The sequence below is a fragment of the Acinetobacter ursingii DSM 16037 = CIP 107286 genome, assembly GCF_000368825.1.
Classification (GTDB): Bacteria; Pseudomonadota; Gammaproteobacteria; order Pseudomonadales; family Moraxellaceae; genus Acinetobacter; species Acinetobacter ursingii.
Window position 1 is genome coordinate 1,110,027 of record NZ_KB849717.1, and the last position, 22,449, is coordinate 1,132,475.

The 22,449-nt window shown below is 41.4% G+C and carries 19 protein-coding genes, 1 pseudogene and 1 riboswitch; of the genes and pseudogenes, 10 read left to right on the forward strand and 10 right to left on the reverse strand.

Annotated features, from left to right (window positions below; all coding sequences use genetic code 11):
• Nucleotides 1-6 precede the first annotated feature (6 nt).
• The 4 genes and pseudogenes from F944_RS12740 to F944_RS12755 form a co-directional block, all read right to left on the reverse strand.
• Nucleotides 7-1,002 (reverse strand): annotated as a pseudogene (locus tag F944_RS12740) (DUF2804 domain-containing protein).
• Nucleotides 1,003-1,125: 123 nt separating this feature from the next.
• Nucleotides 1,126-1,638: a DUF1543 domain-containing protein gene (locus F944_RS12745; RefSeq protein WP_004991275.1), complete on the reverse strand. Its 513-nt coding sequence runs from the start codon at nt 1,636-1,638 to the stop codon at nt 1,126-1,128.
• Between the two features lie 73 nt (nt 1,639-1,711).
• Nucleotides 1,712-2,923 (reverse strand): tryptophan synthase subunit beta, encoded by a 1,212-nt coding sequence (gene trpB, locus F944_RS12750; RefSeq protein ID WP_171063292.1) that lies wholly within the window; start codon nt 2,921-2,923, stop codon nt 1,712-1,714.
• A gap of 13 nt (nt 2,924-2,936) precedes the next feature.
• The gene (locus F944_RS12755) at nt 2,937-3,581 is read right to left on the reverse strand and encodes a phosphoribosylanthranilate isomerase (protein WP_004991277.1); all 645 of its coding nucleotides are present in this window, start codon (nt 3,579-3,581) and stop codon (nt 2,937-2,939) included.
• A 146-nt stretch (nt 3,582-3,727) separates the two neighbouring features.
• Nucleotides 3,728-3,939, forward strand: a riboswitch (cobalamin riboswitch).
• 36 nt (nt 3,940-3,975) lie between these two features.
• On the opposite strand from F944_RS12755, the gene F944_RS12760 reads away from it, so the two are divergent.
• The 3 genes from F944_RS12760 (at nt 3,976) to F944_RS12770 (ending at nt 7,215) form a co-directional block, all read left to right on the forward strand.
• On the forward strand, nt 3,976-5,802 hold the full coding sequence (locus F944_RS12760; protein WP_004991278.1) for a TonB-dependent receptor plug domain-containing protein: 1,827 nt from the start codon (nt 3,976-3,978) through the stop codon (nt 5,800-5,802).
• Between the two features lie 84 nt (nt 5,803-5,886).
• On the forward strand, nt 5,887-6,465 hold the full coding sequence (locus F944_RS12765) for a cob(I)yrinic acid a,c-diamide adenosyltransferase (protein ID WP_004991281.1): 579 nt from the start codon (nt 5,887-5,889) through the stop codon (nt 6,463-6,465).
• Nucleotides 6,466-6,504: 39 nt separating this feature from the next.
• On the forward strand, nt 6,505-7,215 hold the full coding sequence (locus F944_RS12770; RefSeq protein ID WP_004991284.1) for a glycerophosphodiester phosphodiesterase: 711 nt from the start codon (nt 6,505-6,507) through the stop codon (nt 7,213-7,215).
• 31 nt (nt 7,216-7,246) lie between these two features.
• Here the strand turns inward: F944_RS12770 and F944_RS12775 are convergent, their stop codons facing one another.
• The gene (locus F944_RS12775) at nt 7,247-7,744 is read right to left on the reverse strand and encodes an META domain-containing protein (protein ID WP_004991286.1); all 498 of its coding nucleotides are present in this window, start codon (nt 7,742-7,744) and stop codon (nt 7,247-7,249) included.
• Nucleotides 7,745-7,994: 250 nt separating this feature from the next.
• Here F944_RS12775 and F944_RS12780 point away from each other — a divergent pair, with 250 nt between their 5' ends.
• Nucleotides 7,995-9,164, forward strand: coding sequence for an acyl-CoA desaturase (locus F944_RS12780; RefSeq protein ID WP_010588563.1), 1,170 nt, complete (start codon nt 7,995-7,997; stop codon nt 9,162-9,164).
• Nucleotides 9,165-9,274: 110 nt separating this feature from the next.
• Here F944_RS12780 and F944_RS12785 read toward each other — a convergent pair whose 3' ends face one another.
• From F944_RS12785 to cysM, 4 genes are read right to left on the reverse strand one after another with little or no spacing between them, the layout of a single operon-like run.
• Complete coding sequence (locus F944_RS12785) at nt 9,275-11,581, reverse strand: RelA/SpoT family protein (protein ID WP_004991291.1); 2,307 nt, start codon at nt 11,579-11,581, stop codon at nt 9,275-9,277.
• A gap of 27 nt (nt 11,582-11,608) precedes the next feature.
• Nucleotides 11,609-12,997: a 23S rRNA (uracil(1939)-C(5))-methyltransferase RlmD gene (rlmD, locus tag F944_RS12790; RefSeq protein WP_004991293.1), complete on the reverse strand. Its 1,389-nt coding sequence runs from the start codon at nt 12,995-12,997 to the stop codon at nt 11,609-11,611.
• A gap of 8 nt (nt 12,998-13,005) precedes the next feature.
• Complete coding sequence (locus F944_RS12795) at nt 13,006-13,851, reverse strand: 3'-5' exonuclease (protein WP_004991296.1); 846 nt, start codon at nt 13,849-13,851, stop codon at nt 13,006-13,008.
• A 31-nt stretch (nt 13,852-13,882) separates the two neighbouring features.
• The gene (gene cysM / locus F944_RS12800; protein ID WP_004991298.1) at nt 13,883-14,812 is read right to left on the reverse strand and encodes a cysteine synthase CysM; all 930 of its coding nucleotides are present in this window, start codon (nt 14,810-14,812) and stop codon (nt 13,883-13,885) included.
• A gap of 154 nt (nt 14,813-14,966) precedes the next feature.
• Here cysM and F944_RS12805 point away from each other — a divergent pair, with 154 nt between their 5' ends.
• From F944_RS12805 to F944_RS12830, 6 genes are all read left to right on the forward strand, one after another.
• Nucleotides 14,967-17,762 (forward strand): GacS-like sensor histidine kinase, encoded by a 2,796-nt coding sequence (locus F944_RS12805; protein WP_004991300.1) that lies wholly within the window; start codon nt 14,967-14,969, stop codon nt 17,760-17,762.
• An 89-nt stretch (nt 17,763-17,851) separates the two neighbouring features.
• Complete coding sequence (locus F944_RS12810) at nt 17,852-18,640, forward strand: crotonase/enoyl-CoA hydratase family protein (RefSeq protein ID WP_004991302.1); 789 nt, start codon at nt 17,852-17,854, stop codon at nt 18,638-18,640.
• Nucleotides 18,641-18,670: 30 nt separating this feature from the next.
• Nucleotides 18,671-19,543 carry an NAD(P)-dependent oxidoreductase gene (locus F944_RS12815; protein WP_004991304.1) on the forward strand — a complete coding sequence of 291 codons (873 nt, stop codon included), beginning with the start codon at nt 18,671-18,673 and terminating at the stop codon, nt 19,541-19,543.
• Between the two features lie 12 nt (nt 19,544-19,555).
• A complete protein-coding gene (locus tag F944_RS12820) occupies nt 19,556-20,350 on the forward strand; it encodes a hydroxypyruvate isomerase family protein (RefSeq protein WP_004991305.1) in 795 nt (264 codons plus the stop codon).
• Nucleotides 20,351-20,431: 81 nt separating this feature from the next.
• Complete coding sequence (gene rsfS / locus F944_RS12825) at nt 20,432-20,833, forward strand: ribosome silencing factor (RefSeq protein WP_004991308.1); 402 nt, start codon at nt 20,432-20,434, stop codon at nt 20,831-20,833.
• Nucleotides 20,834-21,013: 180 nt separating this feature from the next.
• Nucleotides 21,014-21,580, forward strand: coding sequence for a DUF2059 domain-containing protein (locus F944_RS12830; protein ID WP_004991310.1), 567 nt, complete (start codon nt 21,014-21,016; stop codon nt 21,578-21,580).
• An 82-nt stretch (nt 21,581-21,662) separates the two neighbouring features.
• Here F944_RS12830 and F944_RS12835 read toward each other — a convergent pair whose 3' ends face one another.
• On the reverse strand, nt 21,663-22,376 hold the full coding sequence (locus F944_RS12835) for a DUF2846 domain-containing protein (RefSeq protein WP_004991311.1): 714 nt from the start codon (nt 22,374-22,376) through the stop codon (nt 21,663-21,665).
• Nucleotides 22,377-22,449 lie beyond the last annotated feature (73 nt).

Sequence of the window (22,449 nt, forward strand, 5' to 3'; positions counted from 1 at the left end):
GAAATATTACCATTTGGCATAATGCTGTTCGAGCAAGGCATATTCAGTATTGAGCTGAATCACATTTCCTTGTTCGAGTTGAATCTGCCCAGTCACTTTAGCTTGCCACTGACTAAACTGACTGCCCACCATTCTGAGATTAATATTTTCATAACGTCGCCAACCCGTTTCAACTTCAAGTTGCAACTTTTCATCCAGAGAACGTATACGCCAGCGATTTTCTTGTACGCGCTCAAACAAGACATCGCTCAGCGGATAAAGACGACCATTCACCCACAGACAGTTTTCATTCCCAAAACTTTCATTCACCCCAGAGGCCAGATTAATACCAATACGCTGTCCCTGCATATCCCAAAAATTACAGGAGAGCCAGAACCACGCGGTCTCTGGTCGTAAAAATCCGCAGGTATCATCCAAAGCCGCAAAGGTTTTATCATTAAACTCAATCAGTTGATTTTGTTTATTGATAAAATAGCCTTCAACCGCCAGTGTGGTTTTCTTTTGAGTATAGGTCCAGCCATTAATACCATTGGGGGAACATAAACTTAAAGGTTACGTTCCCGCACAGAAAATTCGCGCGCTGAGTTTAATTTCACCATATTTGGTCACACGTACATAGCGCACACCATTGGCATGTTGCATTTCAATTTCAAAAGGTGCTTTGTAAAAATAACTTTGATTAAATTGTGGTTGCTCATCGACATGGGTTTTACGCGCCAAAGGCTGAATGGCATTCCACTCTAGCACTTGTTGGGTTGCATGATCATAAATATAAAAAAAACCATGCCCTGCCCACGCAATATCGGCGATGGCAAGCCCAATTGAATAATGTTCGTGCTGAATACTACAAAATTTAAATTTCTTATATTTCAGTTTACGTCGCCAACCCTTTTCTATTTTGCCAAAAGGCGATTGATAGACATATCGACTGAGGCTAATCGCACTCGGAATTTCCTTAAAACGACCATAACGTGGTTGGCCACTTTCTTGTATTAAATCCATTTTCAGTTATCCGTTTAAATGATCCATTTAAAAATCAGGACACACGTGCAAATTTTACACAATTTTCACTTATAGATGAAAAACATATTGTTTTTCTACACGATTATTTTGAGATCCGAACATTTAAGCCAAAGTGAGATAGGTATTTTCCCAATGATTTGGAGCAAATGAGCCTTGAACTAAATGAATATAACATCCATGCACACAATCAATCGCTAAACAATCATCCACCTCAAGCACCCGATCGGTATGGGCTTTTTGCCATTTTTGATTGATATAAGCTTTACCGCGTTGTTTAGCTATGGTTGCATCGGTTGCAACCACCAAAACATAACGATGTAATTCGCCAAATTCACGTGCATCGTAGCCACCTAGATTAATCAAATATAGTTTTTGATCCTTTGCAGCAGGTGCAGCATGAGAGAAATGGAGCTGATAAGATAGACCTTCTGACTCTACACCATTCACTTTCATCCAAGCATCGATGTGTAGGCCTTTTAATTCACCAAACCATGCTTGTTTCAGTTGCGGCGTGATGTCTTCTAGCGAAGATCCGATGGCAAAGACCACATCATGCACTTCGGTATTGGCACGGGCATGACGACCACCGAGCATAACCACAAATAGATTTGACATTTTTATTCTCTTTTGTTGAAGAAAAAGGCCACCTGATCGGCAGCCTAAATCCTAAAAACAAATAAGTTGAAGATTACATTTCAACCATTTCCACGCCATCGACACGGGCAACCGTCATCAAGTCTTTATCACCACGACCTGAAACGGTCGCAATAATAATTTGATCTTTCGACATGGTTGGTGCCAATTTAGTGACATAAGCCATTGCGTGAGAGCTTTCGAGTGCAGGAATAATTCCTTCAATCTGGGTCAAATCACGGAAGCCCTGTAAGGCTTCGTCATCGTTGATTGGCACATATTGCACACGTTGCATATCTTTTAAGAAACTATGTTCTGGGCCTACACCTGGATAATCTAGACCTGCTGAAATACTATGCGTTTCTATAATTTGACCTTGTGCATCACTCATCAAGTAAGTCCGATTACCATGCAGTACGCCAATATGCCCTGCATTGAGTGGCGCAGAGTGTTTACCTGTTTCGACCCCATAACCTGCCGCTTCGACACCATACATTTTGACATCATAGTCATTCAAAAATGGATAGAATAAGCCCATTGCATTCGAACCACCACCTACACAAGCCACCAGAGCATCGGGTAAACGACCGGCCTGCTGCTGAATTTGCTGACGTGCTTCACGACCAATAATCGATTGGAAATCACGTACCAATTGCGGATACGGATGCGGCCCTGCCACGGTTCCAATCACATAATAGGTGCTGTCAACATTGGTGACCCAGTCACGCATGGCTTCATTCATGGCATCTTTAAGGGTTTTTGAACCACTTTGCACAGGCACAACAGTTGCACCGAGTAAACGCATACGATAGACATTCATGGCCTGACGTTTGACATCTTCAGCACCCATGTAAACCACACATTCCATGCCTAAACGCGCGGCAATCGTTGCAGTAGCAACACCATGCTGACCTGCACCTGTTTCAGCAATAATCCGCTTTTTACCTGAAAGTTTTGCCAATAATGCCTGACCAATGGTGTTGTTCACTTTGTGTGAACCTGTATGGTTCAAGTCTTCACGTTTTAAATAAATCTGTGCACCGCCCAAGTGTTTCGACCATCGCTCTGCATGATATAGCGGACTCGGACGTCCGACATAAAAAGCCAGATCACGGTCGAATTCTGCCAAAAATTGCTCGTCATTTTTCATACGGTTATAAAGACTTTCTAAATCTTCCAAAGCCGCCATGAGCGTTTCTGACACAAAACGTCCGCCATGAATACCAAAATGCCCACGAGCATCTGGATATTGCGTATAGTCAACCATCTGACCGTTTTGACTAGCGTTTTGCTGATCCACGTTGGACTCCTTGCATAAATCTTTCTATAAGTTGTTGGTCTTTGATACCTTTGGCAGATTCTACACCGCCACTCACATCTACCGCGTAAGCATGTGTTATTTCAATCGCATCTTCGACATTCTCAGGCGTTAGGCCTCCTGCCAAAATCAGAGGAATATCTATTTGAGGAAACTTCGACCAGTCAAATTGATGACCCGTTCCACCTTTGAGTTCAGGATGCCATGCATCGAGTAAAATTGCACTGGCCCCCGCAGCCTGATAACGCTGAATTTCTGCGATCACATCCAGATCAGGTTTAACCTGAATGGCCTTATACCAACGGCGTTTGCATACTCTCGCAATTTCTTGACACTGTTCTGGGGTTTCATCGCCATGCAGTTGTATGACATCCAATGCGACCCGATCAAGTGTGGTCTGTATTTCCGCTGCACTGGCATTGACAAATAAACCCACCACTTGAACATACGGTGGAATATTTTCGATGAGTTGCTGTGCCAGCGTTGGGCTTACATGACGTGGACTTGGTGGAAAAAACACAAAGCCTATGGCATCAGCACCCGCTTGAACCACAGATAAAATATCTTGAGAACGGGTAATACCGCAAATTTTTGCGCGCGTTCGCATAAGGACATGGCTCTTGGTTGCCTGATCTATAGCCATCTATAAATCATAAAAAGAAAGCTATTGTAATGCAATTTCTCTCTGTTGCGGAAAAACTTAGTGTGAATAGATCGTATTCAGATTGTTTAATTCACAGCCAGACTTTATACTTCGCCCAAATGGCAACAAGTCAAAGCAATCGCCATAGGGAAGCTGGTGAAACTCCAGCACTGCCCCCGCAACGGTAACAATGTAAAGCATATTTTTTAGGCTAATTTAGGCTTAACACCACTGCATGATCAAATGTGGGAAGGTGAATATGTGAATACCCTGATAGGTATAATATTGAAGTCCGGAGACCTGCTTGTTGCATCCGTCAACTCAATCATTCACGTGGGGTGAATGTATGGAGCACATCATGTCTATTTCTTTACAACCTACTCGTTTAGTGGGTGCTATCGCTATTGCGATGGGGTTTTCATCTGTTGCATTTGCAGATGAATCAACGAATGCCACCAAACTTGATCCTATTGTCGTTACAGCTTCTAAAAGTGCGGAGAAAGTGAGTGAAGTCCCTGCGCGGATTTCTATCATTGAACCTCAAATACTCGAACAATCTCCAATTGCATCTTTACCAGATCTATTAATGAGCGAAGCTGCCATTAATATGGTGCAAAGTGGTGGTTATGGACAAACTGCATCGATTTTTTTACGTGGCGGTAATTCAAACCAAACTCTGATTTTACGGGATGGTGTTCGCTTAAACTCAGCTACTTCGGGAACGGCATCTTTGCCTTTTATTGATACAACAGATATTAAACAAATTGAAGTCTTGAAAGGGCCTGCTTCTGTACTTTATGGTTCTGATGCAATTTCTGGTGTGGTTCAACTGATTTCAAAAACACCAGAAAAGAACTCAGCCTTTGTGACAGGCGAAGTCGGCGAAAATAAAACCTATAAATCTGTCGTTGGTGCAGATTTAGCAGAAAATGGTTTTTATGCGCAAGTACGCGGTCAGCGTCTTGAAACTGATGGAACACCTGTTAAAGACAGTGCCAATGCAGCGGATGCTTCTTATGATCAAAAAGGTTTTAGTACCAAAATTGGTGTAGACAAAGAGAACTACGCTGCTTCCGTTGATTATAGCCAAAATGAAGGGAATAGTGCTTATGACAACTATGGCAGCTTGGTCAATCAAGATTTTAAAAATGAAGTCATTAATTTAAAAGGTAAAGTAAAATTGCTCGAGGATATCGAGTTAAATGCTCGTTTATCTCAGTTTAAGGATGATATTAACCAAAAAGATCCTAATTATCTCAACAGTTATGATTTTGTTCATAGTAAAACTCAAGAAGCGGAACTCTATGGGAAATGGAATTTTACTGCACATCAAAATATTCTGTTAGGTGTAACGCATCGCAATATTGATGGTGATGTAATCTCTTACGGCACACCATACAGCGAAGATATTGATTCAACAGGTTATTATATCCAACATCAATATAATCAGGCAGGCTTAAATACTCAACTGGGTCTACGGGTTGAAGATAATGAAAAATTTGGAACCCATACCGTTGCTCAAGGTGCAATTCGCTACCAACTACTTCCGCTTACTAGCGTGTATGCAAATATTGGTTCAGCCTTTAAAGCACCGACTTTAAATGACATGTATGCCTACGGTGGTAATCCTGAGTTAAAACCAGAGGAAAGTATTTCTTATGAAATTGGGGTTGACCAAAAACTAGCCTACAACATTTCTACAGGCCTATCACTCTATACTACTCAAGTCGATGACTTAATTAACTATAGTGGCAGTCGAATGGAGAACGTAGACAAAGCTAAAATGGAAGGTGGCGAAGTCTATATCAAATGGCAAGGCGAACATCTTTATGCAAATCTAGGTTATAACTATGTTCGCGCCAAAGATGATAACACTCATGAAGACTTGAGCCGTCGTCCACGTCAGAATGTGAGTCTAACTACTGGCTGGCAAGATGAACATTATGGTTTCTCAACCACGCTGATGGCAAATGGTTCTTATGACAATAGCGCCTATGATGATGTAAAAGTTCCAGGTCACTTACGCATTGATATGCATGGTCATTACAATATTAACCAGAATGTTCAAGTATTCGCCAATATTCAAAATATCGGAGATACAAACTATCGCACAGCCTATGGTAGCGGTAGTTACTACATCAACGGCGGTCGTCTTGCTTCAGCAGGAGTAACGCTTTCGTATTAAACAAAAATAGATAAAAATATTTTAAACAGCGCAGTTTAAGGATAATGTAATGACCAACATTATCCTTTTTTTGAAGGAAAATTTATGGGACACCGTTTAAGTAAAATATATACACGCACTGGCGATGCAGGCACCACAGGTTTGGGCGATGGCTCTCGCGTTTCTAAAGATGATTTACGCATTGCAGCATTGGGTGAAGTGGACGAGTTGAACGCAATTTTAGGGGTATTACGTGCTCAAATTGCCCATTCAGATTCGACCCAAAAAGAAAAATGGGAAAAACATTTAAGTCTGATTCAACACTGGCTGTTTGATTTAGGCGGTGAAGTCTGTATCCCCAACTATACCTTATTGCAAGATGCCAGCATTGAGTACTTAGAACAAAGTATTGACCAGATGAATGAGCAGCTTCCAATGCTTAAAGAGTTTATTCTGCCTTCTGGTAGCTTGGCCTGTAGTTATGCACATCAAGCTCGTGCGGTATGTCGCCGTGCAGAACGCAGTTTGATTACGGTCCAGCAACGCGATCAAAATATTCAAACCACCTCATTACAATTATTGAATCGTTTGTCAGATTGGTTATTTGTGGCATCTCGGACCTTACAGCGTGAAAGTGGTGGCTCAGAAGTGTTATGGCAACGTAATATTAATGACACGATTTAAATTTTAAAATCACAAGGTCATATTCTGGGTAACTCAACTATGCAAATCATTGGTCATCGTGGCGCACGGGGCGAAGCACCTGAAAATACACTGGGTGGTTTTCAGTATTTAAGAGACTTAGGCATTCGCGCTGTTGAGTTTGATATTCGTCAACTCAGCAATGATCAACTTATGATTATTCACGATGATAATTTTTTGCGGACTACAGGTATTGCTGGCTCGGTATATGATCAGGATATTGATCTACAACAATTTGACCATCGTCACAACTGGAAAAATTGGCCTCAAGCTGAATACACACCTTCACTTACACAGGTTTTAAATCTACTACATGATTTTGATCATATCGAAGTTGAAGTGAAAGCAGTCAACACTCAAGCTGATGCTGAACAACTTACCCAAAGCTTAACTCAATATTTACAAGGCTTTGAGCAACAAGTCACCATCACCAGTTTTGATGAAAAAATTCTGCATTCTCTACAACAACAAAACAGCAACTTTAAGCGCGGCTTTTTAATTGAAGAAGATATAAAAGCTCAAGCCATTGAAATAGCTCAAAAGCTAGGATGCTGTCATATTGGCTGGATGGATCAACTGGCCACCCACGACATGCTACAACTTTCCCAGCAAGCACAGTTAAACATTAGTGTTTGGACAGTCAATGATATCGACCGTGCCAAACAACTCAAGGATGAAGGCATTCAGGGTCTGATCACGGATTATCCAAAGCAAATGTTGGCAGCACTTTAGGATCATTAAATCTTCACTGATCCAAACTGGTTTATTTCTTCTGGGCTTGAACCAAAATTTGCCCACTTTGATCCAACAACAATATCTGATTACCTTGCAACTTAAATCGTTTCACACGTTGCAAGACATCCATCAACTCAGCTTCTTGTGCCAATGCACCATCGCAACTTTGGTGGCCTGCCCGAACATCTAGATCAAGTTGCTGTAAGGCAAAGTTATAGGTATAACGACCATAAATCATATTACAGCCCGTATTGCCTTGAACGGTTTGCACAGCTGAGTTCAATGTCAGAAAAGGCATTTGATTAAAAAATTTAGCGCGTTTTTGCAGGACAGATGTAATCTGCCAAGTCACATCTTGTACACCATCGATACTTTTACGCGAAGGCTGAACAGATGACTGTTTGAGATGGTGGGCGTTTAACGCTGGTTTGCCGTTATTTTTTTGTATGGGTGCTGTTGTACTTTGACAGCCTACCAAAGCGAAAACCACACTTAAAAACAGTAAGTTGCGTAAAGAATGTCTCACAAAATGCCTACCCTATTTGATTGCATCGTTTATCTTTCATAAACATGATGGATCTTGCGATAAAATCAATAAGCACATTGTTGAATTCTGTTACTGTTTTGATCAATACACTTGTACAATATTGCTAGTGAACATGTGTTCGCTCATGTTAATATGATGAATTCGTAGCCCGTCATGTTCGTTATAATTTCAGGGCCAGATAGTACTATTTTAACCTTTCACAAAAAGGTTTCCAGGAGCGCTGATGGAGATGAATACTCCCGTAACTCAAGCCCCAATCAACTGGATTGCAATTTTTGCTTTAGTTTTTTTACCGATTGTCGCGGTTATTGCGATCCCACTTTACGCTTATCACCATGATTTTAGCTTGGCATCATGGGTGAGTATGTTTGTACTTTTAGGTATGAGCAGTCTAGGTATTACGGCTGGTTATCATCGCCTGTGGGCACATCGCGCCTATGAAGCGACTTTACCGTTAAAAATCATCCTGATGATTATGGGAACCTTTGCGGTTCAAAACAGTATCCTTTTCTGGGCTTCAGGACACCGTACCCATCATCGCCATGTAGACGATATTGAAAAAGATCCATATTCCATCAAAAAAGGCTTCTGGTACGCACATCTTGGCTGGATGTTACGTGACTACCCAGCAGCAGAACCAAATTTCAAAAATGCACCAGATCTACTCAATGACAAACTGGTGATGTTCCAACACAAATATTACATTCCACTGGTCATTGCGGTTCATGTCGTCATTCTGGGTGCTGTGGGTTGGGCTGTCGGTGATGTTTGGGGCGTCATGCTGTTAGGTGGTCTGGTTCGTTTAATTTTGAGCCATCATGTGACGTTCTTTATTAACTCACTGTGTCATATGTGGGGCAAACGTCCTTATACTGATGAAAACACGGCACGTGATAATTTCTGGCTCGCGATTGCAACTTGGGGTGAGGGTTATCATAACTACCATCATATCTTCCAATACGACTACCGTAATGGGGTGAAATGGTGGCAATATGACCCAACCAAATGGCTAATCTGGTCATGTTCAAAACTGGGCTTAGCGAAAAACTTGCGCCGTATTCCAAGTTTTAACATTCAAAAAGCTGAGTTAGCGATGCGTTTTAAATATGCAGAGCAAGATTTGGCTATCTATGGTCATGATGTCAACACTGACCTTGCTCAAATGAAGCAGCGTATTGCTCAAGAGTATGAGGCATTTACTCTGACACTTAATGACTGGGCGAAGTTGAAAGAACAAGAGTTGCATGCTAAAAAAGCCGCAATGGCAGAAAAGATTCATCAAATGGATCATAAACTTAAAGTCGATTTTCAATTACTCGAACATCGTTTAAGTCACCATCGCGAATGTCTGGAAACTTTGATGCGTAATGTCAAAAAACGCAATGCAGTTTCTGAATAATGATCATCATCAGATGCTGATCTAATTCTTCAGCATCTTCTCCTTATTCATAAAGAAGCCCATCTTAAATAGATGGGCTTCTTTGTTTTTCATGGTTTCAGATATGAATTTTAATTGCCCTGTACCAAGCGACGGGCGCTAATAATTCCAGGTTGTTGCTCTAAACGTGCCAGCAAGCGAGATAACTGTGCCAAGCCTTTAACTTCAATCAACAGCTTCATATTGGCAATCCCATCGGCTTCAGAGATGGTATTGACCTGACGAATATTGATTTGATCTGAAAAAATCACTTGTGTCAGATCTTTGAGCAAGCCACGACGATCATAGGCATCAATCACAATCTGCACACTTTGACCACGAGTCGGCTGCATTTCCCAGTCTGCTTCAACTGCACGTTCAGGCTCATTCTTAATCATGCGCAAATAATCTGGGCAAGCTACTTTATGAATGCTCACGCCACGATTCAACGTAATATAACCACCGATGGATTCGCCATGCACAGGCTGACAGCACTGGGCAATGTGAAGTTCGACATTATCCAGACCATCAATCAAAATACCATGTGCAGACAGAGTATGACTAGCACGCGGATTCAGTGTCGGTTTAAGTACCAGTTCAGGTTCGTCATTGTCCAGATGCATTTGACGATTGACCTGATTAATCAAGGCATGCAGACTAATGTCACCGCTGACCAATGCAACCAATATGTCATCACCTGTTTTCAGGTTAAAGTGTGATGAATAATCGTTGAGATCAATACTTTTTGGATGAATCGCCAAACGTGCCAATTCTTTATTCAGAATTTCACGACCGACTTCCAGATTTTTACTACGATCCTGCTGTCTAAACCAATGGCGTAACTTATCACGCGCACGAGCAGTTTTAATATAACCCAGAGAGTTCACCAACCAGTCACGATTCGGTTCACGATCTTTTTTGGTTAAAATCTCAACCTGCTCACCTGTTTTTAAGGCATATGTGAGGGGCACGTAACGCTGATTCACCCGCGCGGCATAACACTTGTTACCCACTTCGGTATGTACATGATAGGCAAAGTCTAAAACGGTAGAACCACGCGGTAATTCCTTAATATCCCCATCACGACTAAACACATAAATCTTTTCAAAGTCTTCAAAATTTTGAAGATCTTCTAAATTTTCTGATTCATCGTCATGCTTATGGACATTACTTTCATTACGTTCCTGATAATGCTCCAACACCGCTCTAAGAGAATGTAATCGATGATTAAAAGAATGATCTGTGGTTTTAGAGCCTTCTTTGTAATTAAAGTGCGAACATACCCCTAGCTCAGCTTCTTCATGCATTTCATAGGTACGAATTTGCACTTCCAGTGATTTATTTTCGGCAATCACCGCGGTATGCAAAGAACGATAACCATTGGCTTTCGGGTTGGTAATATAGTCATCAAATTGATGCGGAATATGCCGCCAAATTTGATGAACAATCCCTAATGAGTGATAGCATTCTGGAATGCTCTTGACTAAAACACGTAACGCGCGAATATCATACAATTGATCGAAACTTAAGTTTTTACTCTTCATTTTCCGATAAATTGAATAAATATGTTTAACCCGCCCTGTAATCTCAGACTCAATCCCATGTTCCGCAAGCTCAGTCTTGAGCTTATCAATCACAAACTGAATGTAATGCTCACGCTCAAGACGTTTTTCATTAAGTAAAGATGCAATTTCTTTATAACGATCTGGCGCTAAATAGCGAAATGCTAAATCTTCCAGTTCCCATTTCAGTTGGGCAATTCCCAGACGATGTGCCAAAGGAGAATAAATGGTTAAAATTTCACGTGCTACACGTTCCTGACGTTCACGAGATGACGTCGCCAGCTCACGTAATGCCAGTGTACGTTCCGCCAATTTAATCAATACAACACGGACATCTTCAGTCACTGAAATCAGCATCTTATAAATGCCACTTAAATGTTCGCGCTGATTGTTATTAAAGTGATCTTCAAGACGTTTGTTTTTTTCAATTAATTCAGACAGTTTACCCATCGCCAAAGTGCCTTTGACGAGGTTATAAACCTGCTCTCCAAATTTTTTCTGAATTTCTTCCAGTATAATGACATTTTCACGGACACAACGGTACAGCATCGCTGCACACAGAGTATCTTCGTCGACATGTAAATGTGCCAAAATATCAGCCATTCCAATGCCTGTTGAAAAGGTATTGGATGAATGGTGCGTATTTAGGGTCAACTCTTTTTGTAAAATAAGATAAGCAATCTCTTCAAGCTTGGTTAGCTCTGCCCCGTCTAAAATATCACGAACGCGATCCAGCCATGCTGCCAGTTCACGTTGTGCTTCTTCGGCATGTTCTACAGTCGTTTCATCTGACAACTCAATTAGTCGTTCAGGTAGCTGTTCACGTACTGTGACCATACCATTCTCCTATGGTGATACTCATTTTTAATCGTTTAGCTCTTTCATTTTTTCAAATAAAGCAATAGATTCAACATGACCCGTATGAGTAAACATGTCCATCACCCCTGCTTTTTTTAATTGGTAACCATGCTCAGCCAGTACACTTGCATCCCTTGCCAGTGTTGCTGGATTACACGATACATAAACGATTCTTTTTGCTCCAAAGTTCGGAATGTACTGCATAACTTCATATGCACCCGCACGTGGAGGGTCTATCAATAATGCATCAAATCCCTGTTTTGCCCAAGAATGATGCGAAAAATCTTTTGTTAAATCTTGTGAATAGAACTCAACTTGTGAAATTTCATTACGTTTCGCATTTTCTGTTCCACGTTGTACCATGTCCTCACTACCTTCTACTCCCACCACTCGCCCAGTTGTTCCAACACAACGTGCCAGCGGTAAAGTAAAGTTACCCAAACCACAGAATAAATCGAGCACGCGCTCACCCTGTCGTAGCTGTAGCAATTCACATGCCAATTGTACCATCTGTTGGTTTACACTTGGGTTAACTTGCGTAAAATCAAGCGGCGAAAACGCAAAATTTAAGTCAAATTCAGGCAAGCTGTAATGCAGACGCATCTCTGCTTGTTCATCCACGCGTTTTAAACTGCTCGCAAAGCTTTTAGATTGCAGATAAAGCTGCCAACCTTTTTGTTTTACAAAACCCAGTAGTTGATCTATATCGTTATGAGCGAGCGGCTCGACATGGCGAACCAAGAGTGCAATCTCTGAATCTCCCATCGCCAACTCTATATGACCAATACTGCCTTTGCCTTTTAGACTTTGCAGTAATTGTTTTAATTCAGGTAAAGCCTCTGACAACCATACTTGCAGAATTGGACAAGTACCAATCGAGATTAAACGATTACTTTGATGCTCCCGAAAGCCCATTATTAACTGCTTTTTGGCAGGCAAATAACGCACACCGATACGCGCCCGATGTCGGTAATCCTGCTGCGCTGAACGCAAAGGAGGCAACCACTGCGTCGCTTGCAATCCACCAAAATGTTGCAAATGTGACTTCAATACATTCTGTTTTAACTGAATCTGTTCATTCGGATCTATATGCTGCATGCTACAACCGCCACAAATGCCATAATGAGGACAAATCGGGGCTACACGCAATGAAGAAGGTTCACTCAACAATTCGAGCATTTCCCCTTCTTCCAGACGTTTGGTTTCATGCGTGATTTTGGCGCGAACGATTTCACTCGGCAGCGCATAGCGGATAAAAACTTTTTTACCTGTTTTGGCTTCAGGATGTTCTACATCTGTTCCAAAATGCGCAATACCACGCCCCTCATGCGATAAGGACTCGACCTGAAAAGTGTACACAGGAGATTGAGCAGAAGGTTTAGTGGCGTGTTTCAAGAGAAGACCTAATGATTTGATGAGTTGGGTGATGAGTCGTGAGAGTTTGAAGAAAAATAATGTTGCGTGAATGGAGTATGATGACTAGCCTGTTGCCAAACCTGTAAAAATTCATGGTGTTGCGATTGTTGCTGTAAGTAATGAATGGTCGCCTGAATCCACTGTTCATGATCCTGTGGCAACAATTGACCCTTGAGTAACAACCAACGTAGATAAATCAGCCAGGTATTGAGTACATCACCTTCACAGTAACTGGTCAGTTTCAGCCATTGTTCATGTTGAACATAACTTGGTACATGATAACCCGATTCTCCACGTTTTCCGGGAAAGCCAAGCAAACATGCGATATCGTCCAATTTCTGAAAATTGCGACCATTAAACATTGCCATGACATCCATCACATCGATATGCCGATGATGATAACGATTCTGGTAGTTATTATAACGCTTTTGCGTATCTAACTCACCCTGATCAAATAAACTGGGTGCAGACAAACCATGATACATGGCGCGAAACAGAATCACAGGCAAGTCAAATTGCGAACCATTCCAACTGACTAAGTTCGGATGACGTTTATCAAAAATAGAGAGAAATTTGGCTAAAATCTCAGCTTCAGAATAATGTTCCTGACTAAAGGAAAACAGCCTTAAACCATGCTCATCCACCCATAAACCAGAAATACAGACAATTTCATGTAAGGGCAAACGCTGAAAATCCATGCCAGATTCCTGACGGCGAATTTTGCTCAGCGCCTGTTCCAGATCATCATCAGGCAGATCCAAATGATATAAATGCGCCCCCGCCTTTAAATCGGTCAAGGTTTCAATATCAAAAACCAGTGTCGGAAAGCGCATAATAATCTCTAAATAGTACTCGTTAAAATGTTTATTCAGGATCTTGCACAGAGAACAGACCTGTTGATAAATAACGATCGCCACGGTCACAGATAATGCAGACAATCACAGCATCAGGCTGTTCTTCTGCAATTTTGAGCGATGCCCAAACCGCACCACCCGATGATGTTCCTGCACTAATGCCTTCTTCACGCGCTAGACGACGCATGGTTTTTTCAGCTTCAATCTGTGGAATATCGATAATACGATCTACGCGAGATGCATCAAAAATTGTCGGCAAATATTCTTTTGGCCAACGGCGGATTCCCGCAATACTAGACCCTTCAGAAGGCTGTAAACCCACGATTTGAATCTCTGGATTTTGCTCTTTTAAGTACTTGGATACGCCCATGATGGTACCCGTGGTTCCCATCGAGCTGACAAAATGGGTAATTTTACCACCTGTTTGTTCCCAGATTTCAGGGCCAGTGGTTAAGTAATGTGCTTCGACATTATCAGGATTACCAAATTGATTTAAGACTAAACCCTGACCTTCGGTCTGCATTTGCAAAGCTAAATCACGTGCGCCTTCCATGCCTTGTTGCTGAGTCACTTCAATTAACTCCGCACCATAAGCCAGCATCGCATCTTTACGTTCCTGACTCATGTTATTGGGCATGATCAATTTCATTTTATAGCCGCGCATCGCGGCAACCATCGCCAGTGCAATTCCAGTATTGCCACTGGTGGCTTCAATTAAAGTGTCGCCAGGTTTAATCTGACCGCGTTTTTCAGCCTGCATAATCATATTATAAGCAGGTCGGTCTTTCACAGAACCAGCGGGATTATTACCCTCGAGTTTTGCCAATACTGTCGTTCGGCTATTTTTGGCTAAACGCTGTAAACGAACCAGAGGCGTTTTACCTACATAGTGATCCAGTAAAAATTCATCGGCAAAAAAATTAGGTTCTGTATTACTCATGATCTACACCTAAATCGAGGTGCGGCTATTGTATGAAAAAATGACCTTTACTGCACCCATTTCGCAGGCTTTTTCTTGAAAATGCTGAAAGCCTCGCCAGTTTATGACAAAGCCGTGTTAATATGCCGATCAAAGAGATAGATCTGATCGGGCTATGTCAAATTTCAATAAAAAGTTATCCAAACGCTTACATCTGAATCATGCTTATGGTCAACTCATTGCCTTGATTTTTGTCCCGATCATGGTATTGACAGGCGTTGGCACTGTACTGGTGTTAAATGAAACCAGTAATTCAGCCAAATTACAGCAACGTCATGCCGCAGCCGCATTATTAACCCGTTATCAGCGTACATCCGAAGATTTATTGAAACTGGTCACATTGCGTCCAGATCAATACGATCATGCCCAGTCCATCATGCAAAGCATGTTTGCTGAACGGAATTTACAACGCGCAGCTATTATTGATGCTCAAGGACAAGTGCAACTCAGCATCGGTTATCGTGATACTCGTTTTTGGCCAAGCATTCCAGACTTGGTTTTTTTTGGCCCCATCAAACATAATCATAATAGTATTTATGGGCTTAAACTTCAGAGTGCACAACAACCCACTTGGCTTGTGGTTGAAATGGACAATCAACCTTTGCAACTGGCACGTTATCGAGTGTTTACGGTTTTAGTGATTACAGGGCTGATTACTCTGCTATTGCTGTTGTTATGTCTCAATTTTTACTCGCGACGCTGGATCGCGCCGATGTATGAAATTCGGATGCAACTACAACGTCTGAATGCCGATACACTTGATCAACACATGGTGATCAATAGTACCGGCGAATTACGACTGTTACAGCGTGATATTGCCAATATGGTGAAACGCCTGCATTTCAGCTTTTTAGAACTTAAAGAACATACTGAACAAACTGAAGATGATTTAAGACGCACACTGGATACGCTTGAAGTTCAAAATATTACCTATCGACAAGCACGTGATCAGGCGATTTCAGCCAATCAGGCCAAATCGGTTTTTCTTGCCAATATCAGCCATGAACTACGTACGCCATTAAACAGTATTGATGGTTTTATTCATCTAATGTTGCGTCAACAAAATCTAAATAATGAGCAAAGCCTGTATTTACAAACCATTCGTAAATCGTCTGCACATTTATTGGCCTTGATTAATGATGTATTGGATTTTTCCAAAATCGATGCCGGCAAGCTTGAGCTTGAAACCGCGTCGTTTGATCTGGAAGAAGCGATTTTTGATGTCATGGATATGTTGTCGCCTTTGGCGGCGCAAAAGCATATCGATATGGCATTTTATTTTGATGACCAGATTCCACCCCATGTGATTGGGGATGTTTTACGTTTTAAACAGATCCTGACCAACCTGATTTCTAACGCAATTAAATTTACCCCTGATGGTGAAATTATTGTTCGGGTAAGACTCGAACATGATGATATTGGACAATGTCTAATTCACTTTAGCGTGCAAGACAGCGGGATTGGTTTAAGCGGAACCGATCGTAAAAAACTGTTTGAGTCTTTCTCTCAAGGTGATGCTTCCGTCACCCGCCAGTTTGGTGGCACTGGACTTGGGCTGGCAATTTCTAAACAACTTGTCCATCTCATGCACGGCCAAATTGGGTTTGAAGATAATCAGGAACGCGCGCCCACTGAAAAAGGTTCAACATTCTGGTTTACCGCCTTGTTCCAAGTGGAGGAGGATTATCAGATCGTGCATCCACAATTTTCACACTTACATGTGGTGTCTTTTCTGGCGCATCCTGCCACTGCAAATATCCTACGCCATTATCTTGAAAACTATCAGGTACAACATACCGAAGCACAATCTATTCTGGATCTGTTCAGCCGCTTGAATAGCCTAAAATCCGCAGATAATACCTGGTTAATTGTCGATCATAGTGGCGATACAGAAGCCTTGCTCAAAGAAATTCGCAGTCGCTATACAGGTAATCTCGCAGTCTATGGTTATCAAATGGCGCTTGAGCCAAATATGCTGCATGAATATCGAGCTAGACCACTGTATCAGCCGCTGAGTCGTGCTGCCTTGATTCAACTGTTGAGCAATCAGCCTATTTTTGAACCTGAGCATGAGCAATTCAATGGTCAGGGCTTACACGTACTGGCGGTAGATGATCATTTACCCAATTTGATTGTACTCGAAGCATTACTGGGTGAACTCAACGTGAAAACCACCAAAGCCCTCAGTGGTCAGGAAGCCTTGAGTATTATTGAAAATCGTCTTGAGCGTGATGAAAAACCATTTGATATTGTGTTTATGGATATTCAAATGCCTGTCATGTCAGGGATTGATACCACTCGCGCGATTCGTTCATTGGAATCGACATTAGATGGCAAAATGCGCTTACCGATTATTGCTTTAACTGCACACGCACTATCGGATGAAAAACAAAAATTACTGAAAGTCGGGATGGATGATTACGTCACTAAACCGATTCAGATTGAACAAATTATTCAAATCCTGAATGAATGGACTAAAAATAATTTTGCCAGCAATACCAGACCTGAAAACACCATTTTGATGGATGCGCTTGATCCCACAATTTTAGATTGGCAGCAAAGCTTACAACTTGCAGCCAACAAAGAAGATCTGGCGCAAGATTTACTTAGAATGCTCGTAGATAGCTTTGATACTGAACTTAATGAAATGCAACAGTTGATCGAACTGGAAGACTTCCCGCAACTGGAACATGTGTTGCATCGTCTTTATGGTGCAACTCGCTATGTCGGGACACCAAAATTACAACATGTCACTGGCAACTTTGAACAATTCGTTTCAACCTTGAGAAAAGAACGCCGTCGTGCCGATGACGCTTTCATTCAAGAGGTATTAAATCGTTTTGAGGAACTTCAACTCAGTATTCGTGAAGTTGAGAGTGCAGCACAACAAATTTTAAATACCACGTCTTAGCACAGCGGTTTTCAATGTGACTGAGCTGTCATTTTTCCATGATTGGCTCATGTTATGCTGCGTACATAAATAAAATCAAAGGAATACACATGGCGCTTCTCAATGTCAGCAATCAAAATGGTATCGTCACAGTTCGCCTGAATCGACCAGAAAAACGCAATGCCATGAGCTTTGCTTTACTGCGTGAACTGGTCAGCACTGCAAAAAAAATTGAAAAAGACCGTCGTGTACGTTGTGTCATTCTAACAGGTGAGGCACAAGTCTTTAGCGCAGGCATTGATCTGGCTGACTTAAACGCACCTAAAAACAGCCTGTATGCTGCATGGGAGCTAATAAAACCCGGACAAAGCCTTTTTCAAAAAGCCTTTTTGGTATGGCAGAACCTGCCTGTTCCTGTGATTGCGGCAATTGAAGGTTATTGCTTTGGGGCAGGTATGCAACTGGCGCTTGCCGCAGATATTCGTATTGCACAGCCAGAAACCAAAATGTCGATTATGGAAAGTCGTTGGGGACTTGTTCCAGATATGGGACTGACTCGCACGATTAAAGGATTGGTCGGTGTAGATTTAGCGAAAGAATTAACGCTAACTGCGCGTATTTTTGATGCAGATTATGCCAAAGAAATTGGTCTGGTCACCCATCTTTCTGAAAATCCACTGGAACGTGCGAATCAGTTGGCACTTGAACTCATACAGCGTTCTCCTGACGCATTAACAGCAGCAAAACGGGTTTTAGATGCGATGGAACACGAACCGAAAAAAGCATTACGTTTGGAAAAACTTTGGCAGCTTAAATTGATTCTCGGTAAAAATAGTCGTTTGGCACGTCAAAAGGACAAACATCCTGAAACTGAATTTTTGCCGCGCCAATACAAATAGATAGATATACATGTCGATAAGGAAGCCAATATGAGAGTTGATGTAAATACGCCAATTGCATTTTTAGGTATGGGTTTAATGGGCAGTCGGATGGCAAGCCGTTTAATAAAAGCAGGGTTTAAAGTTTCAGTCTGGAATAGAACTGAAGCCGCATGTGAACCATTAATTACAATGGGCGCTACATCTTTACAACTTAAAAATATTGGCGATTATCCTGTCATTTTGACTTGTCTGGCGGATGATCATGCGGTGAGCCATGTATTTGAACAAATTAAACCATACTTAAGAGCTAAACAAGTTATTGTCGATTTTTCCAGTTTGTCTGTAGAAACGACCTTAGACCTTGCCAAGCAAAGCGCACAACAGCAAGTCGACTGGATTGACTCCCCTGTTTCTGGCGGCACAGCGGGTGCAGAACAAGGTACGCTGGTGATCTTTGCAGGCGGCGATGCAAAAATCATTGATGAACTAGCTCCTATTTATCAAGTTCTATCCCAACGTGTGACACGTATGGGAGAAAATGGCACAGGGCAAGCGACCAAAATTTGTAATCAATTAATTGTAGCAGCCAATAGCGCCTTAATTGCAGAAGCTATCGCATTGGCGAATTTAGCTGGTGTAGATACCACTTTGCTCGCACCCGCACTAGCAGGCGGCTTTGCAGACTCAAAACCGTTTCAGATCTTAGCACCACGCATGGCGACACATAACTTTGAACCTGTGCAATGGAAAGTACAAACCTTGTCGAAAGATTTAAACAACGCAGTACAATTGGCGAAAAATTTTAATCTCAATATTCCTGTGGCTAACCAAGCTTTAACTCAGTTACAAGCGCACCAACAAAAAGGCTTTGCCGAGCAAGATTTAGCGACTATGATCAAACAGATAGAAAATAAATCTTAAAGGATGAAGATCATGAGTCAGTTAGCAGTGAATCTTTCCCTTATTTTTACTGAAGTTCCTTTAATTGAACGCTTTGCACTGGCACGTCAATATGGCTTTCAACATGTAGAGATTCAATTTCCTTACGAACTCAGCATTCACCAGATTCGTGAACAACTCGAACAACATCACTTAAGTCTGTGTCTGATTAATGTTCCTACGGGTGATCTGATGCAAGGTGGCAATGGTCTGGCAGGCATTCCTGGCAAAGAAATTGAATTTCATCAGGCGCTGGAACAAGCGATTCAGTACGCGAGTGCGCTAGATGTGCCTCGAATCAATATCTTAGCTGGTAAACAACCGCTGGATGCAGATTTACTGCCCTGCCTAAATACACTGGCCAGCAACCTTAAACTGGCGTGTCACCTGATGACTGAACATGGGATTGAGCCTGTATTTGAAATGATTAATGGCACTGATATGCCACGCTTTTTAGTGCAAAATATTGCTCAGGCTCAGGAAATGCTTGAAGCGGTACAACATCCTGCTTTAAAAATGCAATATGATTGCTATCACCTGGCAATGATGGGTGAAGATGTACTCGAAGGTTTAAAAGAAAATATCAACCAGATTGGACACATCCAGTTTGCAGACTGCCCAGGTCGTCATGAACCTGATACAGCCGAACTGAACTTTGCACAGATTTTTCAGTGGTTACAGCACAGTCAGTACCAAGGATACATTGCAGCAGAATACAAACCTCAATACACATCTGCACAGTCATTCGAATGGAAAAACAAATATTTTTCTAATGACGTAAATACATAATGTGTTACAGCGAGGGTTTGAAATTTAGTCAAAACTTCGCTATATTAGATCCTGAGTAATTGTCAGGAAATTATACCCTTTATGAATTTAGAACCATCGCCCAGCGCTTCTAATTCTCACGATCTCGCAATGAATTCAACGCCGCATAATGTAGAAGCTTGTCTAAAAGTTGTACATGATGCACTTACCGATGTAAAAGCAAAAGATATTTTAGAACTTGATGTAAGCAGCATTAGCAATGTCGCCGACGCGATTGTTATTGCGAGCGGTACATCTACCCGCCATGTTAAAGCCCTTGCTGATAATGTTGCTGATGAAGCACGTAAAGCAGGTTTTCGCCCGATTGGGGTTGAAGGTGAACGTGATGCCGAATGGATCTTAATCGATCTGGGCTTTGTTGTTGTCCATGTGATGTTACCAACCGCTCGTAAGTTTTACGATCTTGAAAGCTTATGGCGCAATGCTCCAGAGGCAACTGCCTAAAATTATAAGAGCAAGAAGAGCGACCTAAATGGTCGCTTTTTCATTTAAAAGCTAATCTTTCATCAGGGTTTAAAAAGAACTACAAAATAATATTAAAAAAACCAACATATAGATTAAACTAGATTCACTTTTATACCTTACTTTCAAATTAATTTTATAATTTAGACCAAAGGCATCCTCATGGCTGTTCAACAACTTATTAAGCGCCTTTCTATCAGTTTGTGCCTGACCTGCATTAGCACAGGTTTATTGGCTTCGCCTGCAAAACTCAGTACAGTGAAAGAACTCATGCAAGTGAGTCAAATTGACTATTTATTGCGTCAATCACTCACAGAGTTAGAGCCTTATTATAATAAACAGGCAGAGCAAATTATTTTAAATACAACTGGTTCGCAAACACTGAATATTAAAGAGAAACAAGCAGCCACCCAGTTGAGCCAACTTTTAAAAGAATCAAGCAATCAAATCATTGCTAATCCTAAAACTCAGCAGGTGATTCAAGATATTTACTTGAAAACTTACAGCGAAGAAGAGTTACAAGCCAGTATTAAATTTCTCAAAACGCCTGAAGGTCAATCCATTACTCGAAAAAATGCCAAAATGATGGGTGAATTGTCTACCTATATGATGCAGCTAGGCCAAGAAATATTTAATGATGATAAAACACGCGAAAATTTTCAGGAAAAAATGATGGCTATTATTGCTCCTCTTATTGTCGAAAAAAACAAAAATCAAGAAAAACCGTAATTTATCATCATTTTTTAAAGTTTTTTAAGCGGTATAAATGTAAATTCGGCTGTAGCGGGATACCCCCTCAGCCGAATTAAGCTTACCACGTCATTGGATTCCAGATTTTAAATGGCTTAACCAATAACACATCTGACTTTTCATCGTATTTTGCAGGTTTTAATTCTTGCGGTTTATGTCGAATTTTGCCTGAAGTATCTTGTGCTACAAAGTTATAGCTCGATGATTTCAAACGAGTAAATGCAATTTCATTACGCCCTATTTTTTCCTGCATAATCAAAAATGGCCCTGTGCGTTCTTTACGTGCAGGATTTTCTTCATCATATTTCAGATAATAGCTTTGTCCTGCATCTACCGTCATATCAATATATTTAGGTTCTTGAAAATGAAAAACTGTTAAAGGACGACTGGTCGAAATCCGATAGGTTCCCGCAGGCAATTCCACCCAATAATAATGATTATTTAATAAACTCGGAATCCGCTTTCCATTAATAAAGATGTTGGCAGCGGCGATCTCCTGCTGATTCCAACGCGAGTCAGGACGATACAAATATACCACTGCTGCTTGCGAGTTTTGTGGTTGAATCGGCTGAAAATATTGTCCTAGTTTTTGGTTAACCCAACCACCAACAGAAAAGCCGCCCACATGATATTGATCTAATATTCCAGGCTCTTGATTGACATCGACTTTTGGCAAAGTTGAGGTTAAGGTTTCAGGCTCAGATTTTAACTGGGAAGTACTATGACAAGCTGTCAACACCCCAACGCAACACAGTGATAATAATAAATAACGCATGATATCCCTCAAGGCGTTTTATTTCATTTATTTTACGGCGCAAAACTATGCGTATTTCGCCTCAAGATTAACA